General features: G+C 63.7%; 4 protein-coding genes. 2 read left to right on the top strand and 2 right to left on the bottom strand.

Features of this window, described 5'->3' with window-relative positions; all coding sequences use genetic code 11:
- Window positions 1-289: LPS-assembly lipoprotein LptE (locus PMI38_RS25485; protein WP_008100792.1), on the bottom strand; the 289-nt coding region annotated here is incomplete at its 3' end.
- 61 nt (window positions 290-350) lie between these two features.
- Entirely contained in the window at window positions 351-2,957 is a 2,607-nt protein-coding gene (leuS, locus tag PMI38_RS25490; protein WP_008100794.1) for a leucine--tRNA ligase, read from the bottom strand.
- A gap of 228 nt (window positions 2,958-3,185) precedes the next feature.
- On the opposite strand from leuS, the gene PMI38_RS25495 reads away from it, so the two are divergent.
- On the top strand, window positions 3,186-3,500 hold the full coding sequence (locus tag PMI38_RS25495) for a hypothetical protein (protein ID WP_008100796.1): 315 nt from the start codon (window positions 3,186-3,188) through the stop codon (window positions 3,498-3,500).
- A gap of 132 nt (window positions 3,501-3,632) precedes the next feature.
- Window positions 3,633-4,394, top strand: a complete 762-nt coding sequence (locus PMI38_RS25500) for a YdcF family protein (protein ID WP_008100798.1) — start codon at window positions 3,633-3,635, stop codon at window positions 4,392-4,394.
- Window positions 4,395-4,578 lie beyond the last annotated feature (184 nt).

Here is a 4,578-nt window from a genome sequence, read left to right on the forward strand (position 1 = left end):
TGGTGGTGAGCTCGTCCTCGGCGGTACGGCTGCCGCCACCGTAACTGGCGGCACGCTGATTTTCCTGTTCGTCGGTCAGCACCAGGCGGTAAGGCGCGCCCGCGTGGACGTTGACGCCGCTACGCTCCAGCACCTGGCGCAGCTGTACCACCGTCTGGCCGTAGGCGTTACGCGCGCTGACGTCCATTTCCTTGATGCTCAGTTCGTTGGTGCCGGTGCCGCGCAGCTGGAAACCGCAGGCGCTGAGCATGATGGCCAGGCCCATTACCAGCAGATTGCGTTTGATCATGTTGTTGCTCCCTTGTGGGCCGATACCGCCCACCCGCATTGGCTGCGGGTGGGCGCTGCCATCAGTTGGCGACGATGTTGACCAGTTTGCCCGGTACCACGATGACCTTGCGGATGGTCAGGCCATCGATGAAGCGCAGGACATTCTCGTTGCTGCGGGCGGCGGCTTCGACTTCTTCGCGGCTGGCAGCGGCAGGCATCTCGACCTGGCCACGCAGTTTACCGTTGACCTGTACCACCAGGGTAATGGTGTCCTGTACCAGCGCTTGTTCGTCGACGCTTGGCCAGGTGGCATCGATGACCGACTCGGCGTGGCCCAGCGCCTGCCACAGCGCGTGGCTGATGTGCGGGGTGATCGGCGCCAGCAGCAGGGTGACGGCCTCCAGGCCTTCCTGCAGCAGGGCACGGTCCTGCTCGCTGGCCTGCGGAGCCTTCTCCAGCACGTTCATCACGGTCATCACCTGAGCGATGGCGGTGTTGAACTTGTGGAACTGGCCGACATCGGTGCTGGCCTGCTTGATCGCGGCGTGGATAGCCCGGCGAATGACCTTCTGCTCGTCGCTCAGGGCGGCGATGTCCAGTTTCCCCGGCAAGCCTTGGCTGACGTGGGCCTGGGCCAGGCGCCAGACGCGACGCAGGAAGCGGCTTGCCCCTTCGACGCCGGAGTCGGACCACTCCAGGCTCATGTCGGGCGGCGAGGCGAACATCATGAACAGGCGGCAGGTGTCGGCGCCGTAGGCTTCGATCATCGACTGCGGGTCGACGCCGTTGTTCTTCGACTTCGACATTTTCTCGGTGCCGCCGATTTCCACCGGCAGGCCGTCGGTCATCAGGCGTGCGCCGATGATCTTGGCCTTGGCGTCACGTTCCACTTCGACGTCGGCCGGGTTGAACCATTCGCGACCACCGTTGCTGGCGGTGCGGAAGTAGGTCTCGGCGACCACCATGCCTTGGGTCAGCAGGTTCTTGAACGGCTCGTTGGAGGTGACCAGGCCTTCGTCACGCATCAGCTTGTGGAAGAAGCGCGCATACAGCAGGTGCAGGATCGCGTGCTCGATACCGCCGATGTACTGGTCGACCGGCAACCAGTGGTTGGCCGCTTTTGGATCGACCAGGCCCTGATCGTAGTTAGGCGAGGCGTAGCGGGCGAAGTACCAGGACGACTCGACGAAGGTGTCCATGGTGTCGGTTTCACGCTTGGCCGCGGTGCCGCATTTCGGGCAGCTGCAGTCGTAGAACTCAGGCATGCGCGCCAGTGGCGAACCGGCGCCATCCGGCACCACGTTCTCCGGCAGCACGACCGGCAGCTGGTCTTCCGGCACTGGCACGTCGCCGCACGACGGGCAGTGGACGATCGGGATCGGGCAGCCCCAGTAGCGCTGGCGGCTGATGCCCCAGTCGCGCAGGCGGAACTGGGTGCGCGACTTGCCCAGTTCCTTGCGGATCAGGGCAGCTTCGATAGCGTCGAATGCACCGGCGAAGTCCAGGCCGTCGAACTCGCCAGAGTTGATCAGTTGGCCGTGCTCGCCGTAGGCGGCCTGCCACTCGCTGCCGACTTCATCGCCAGCGCTGGTACGTACCACTGCCTTGACCGGCAGGTTGTACTTGTGGGCGAACTCGAAGTCGCGCTCGTCGTGGGCCGGCACGGCCATCACGGCGCCGTCACCGTAGTGCATCAGCACGTAGTTGGCGACCCACACCGGCAGCTTCTCGCCGGTCAGCGGGTGCTCGACCAGCAGGGAAGTGGCCATGCCCTTCTTCTCCTGGGTGGCCATGTCGGCTTCGGCGACGCTGCCGCCCTTGCACTCGTCGATGAACGCTTGCAGCGCCGGGTTGCCCTGGGCGGCCTGGGTGGCCAGCGGGTGTTCGGCGGCTACGGCGACGTAGGTCGCGCCCATCAGGGTGTCCGGACGGGTGGTGAAGACTTTCAGGGTGCCCGTGTGACCGATGCTCGCCTGGTCATAGGGGAACTGCACTTCCATGCCGCGCGACTTGCCGATCCAGTTGCGCTGCATGGTCTTGACCTGCTCAGGCCAGCCCGGCAGCTCGTCGAGGCTTTCCAGCAGCTCGTCGGCGTAGTCGGTGATGCGGAAGTAGTACATCGGGATTTCGCGCTTCTCGATCAGCGCGCCCGAACGCCAGCCGCGGCCGTCGATGACCTGCTCGTTGGCGAGCACGGTCTGGTCGGCCGGGTCCCAGTTCACGGTACCGTTCTTGCGGTAGATGATGCCTTTCTCGAACAGGCGGGTGAACAGCCACTGTTCCCAGCGGTAGTAGTCCGGCTTGCAGGTAGTGACTTCACGTGCCCAGTCGACGGCCAGGCCCAGGCTCTTGAGCTGGGTCTTCATGTAGTCGATGTTTTCGTATGTCCACTTGGCCGGGGCGACGTTGTTTTTCATCGCCGCGTTTTCCGCGGGCATGCCGAAGGCGTCCCAGCCCATCGGCTGCAGGACGTTCTTGCCCAGCATGCGCTGGTAGCGGGCAATCACGTCGCCGATGGTGTAGTTGCGCACGTGGCCCATGTGTAGCTTGCCGCTCGGGTACGGGAACATCGATAGGCAATAGTAAGTGTCTTTGCCTGGCTGTTCGGTAACAGCGAACGATTGTTGCTCGTCCCAGAACTTCTGGGCGGCGGCTTCGATATCACGGGGCGTGTATTGTTCGTGCATGGCTACTTTTTGGCTGAGAGATAAGAGACCTTGTTCCAGGCAGCGGAACCTCGCTGCGTCCGGCACTCCGGTGTCGTGAGGGTGAACGCCGTAGCATACAGCAGCGCCGCGTATCGTGGGAAACCCTGATTGCGAATGGCCGCTGGTCGCTGCAACCGGCTGCTTTTTGCAGCGACGCTAAGCTCATGTGTGGGGGGAGATATTCTTTATCTTCAATGAGGTGAACGGATGGGAGAGACGCAGCTACCCGCAATCAAACCGGAGCTTTACGAACGCCTGATCGACCGTCTTGGCCTGGCACTGGAAGTCGCCAGAACCTCGGTGCGATTACGCGACGAGATGCCAGCCGAGCTGGAGTTGCGTGGCCTGAGCCATGCAGAGTTCGAAGTGATCAAGGCCTACCTGGATTCCCTCCCGGAACGCCGAAATGCCTGCGCCGGTACTTACCCACAAGCGGAACCGAGCACGGCAAAGATCATCTGGCTCAAGGACAAGCAACGCCCCGCCAATACGGCGAGATCCAGGACGCTGCCGCATCGCTAGCCGTTCAGGACGCCAGGCGCAGGCCATCGCGCGCCGGTTCTTATACACACTTCTCACGATCGGCGCCTGCCGCCTACTTGTTGGCTGGCGCCGATCCTCTTAGGCTGCACGCCGTCCATGGAGGTGTAGCCGATGCCAATTCGATACTTCATCAAGCAATGGTTGATGCCGCCGGGCGTCCTGTTCCTGCTGTTGCTGCTTGCCTGGTGGCTGCGCACACGACGGCCCCTGCTGGCGGCGTTGTGCTTTGCGCTGGCGCTGGGCGGTTTGTGGCTGATGAGCCTGCCGCTGGTGGTGCAGCAGGCTGCTCGCCTGCTGGAGACCGAACCCGCCTTGCCGGTGAACGAGTGGGCGGGCCTGGCGGGCAGGGCGGACGCGATCGTGGTGCTGGGCGCGGGGCGCGAGCGTGGTGATCCGGCCTGGGGTGGTGCCGACCAACCCACCGCTACGGCGCTGGAGCGCATACAGTTTGCCGCACGGCTGGCCAAGGCCTCGGGCTTGCCGGTGCTGACCAGCGGCGGGCTGCACTTTGGCACACCGCCGAGCGAGGCGCGGCTGATGGCCGACCGCCTGCGTGAGGATTTCGCTGTCGAGGTGAAATGGCAGGAAGGCGCTAGCCGCACTACCTGGGAAAATGCTTTGTTCAGTGCCCAGGTGTTGCAGCCGCTGGGGATTCGCCGAGTGATCGTGGTAACCCAGGCCTGGCATATGCAGCGTTCGCGCTGGAGCTTCGAGCGCGCGGGTTTCGAAGTGGTGCCTGCGCCGGTGGGGTTCCTTGGGCGCGATCATGCGCGGCCGTTCGGCGGGTTGCTGCCGGAAAGCCGGGCGATGTGGCAGAGCGGGCAGTTGCTCAATGAAGCGGTGGGGTTGGTGGGGTATCGGTTGTTCTATTGAGACTTGTGTTGTCTGTACCGGCCCTATCGCCGGCAAGCCGGCTCCCACAGGTAACCTACATGCCTTGAGGCTTGCGCTGTACCTGTGGACTCCCACAGGTAACCCACTTGCCTCGAGGCTTGCGCTGTACCTGTGGACTCCCATAGGTAACCCACTTGCCTTGAGGCTTGCGCTGTACCTGTGG

This window comes from Pseudomonas sp. GM84, assembly GCF_000282535.1.
GTDB lineage: Bacteria > Pseudomonadota > Gammaproteobacteria > Pseudomonadales > Pseudomonadaceae > Aquipseudomonas.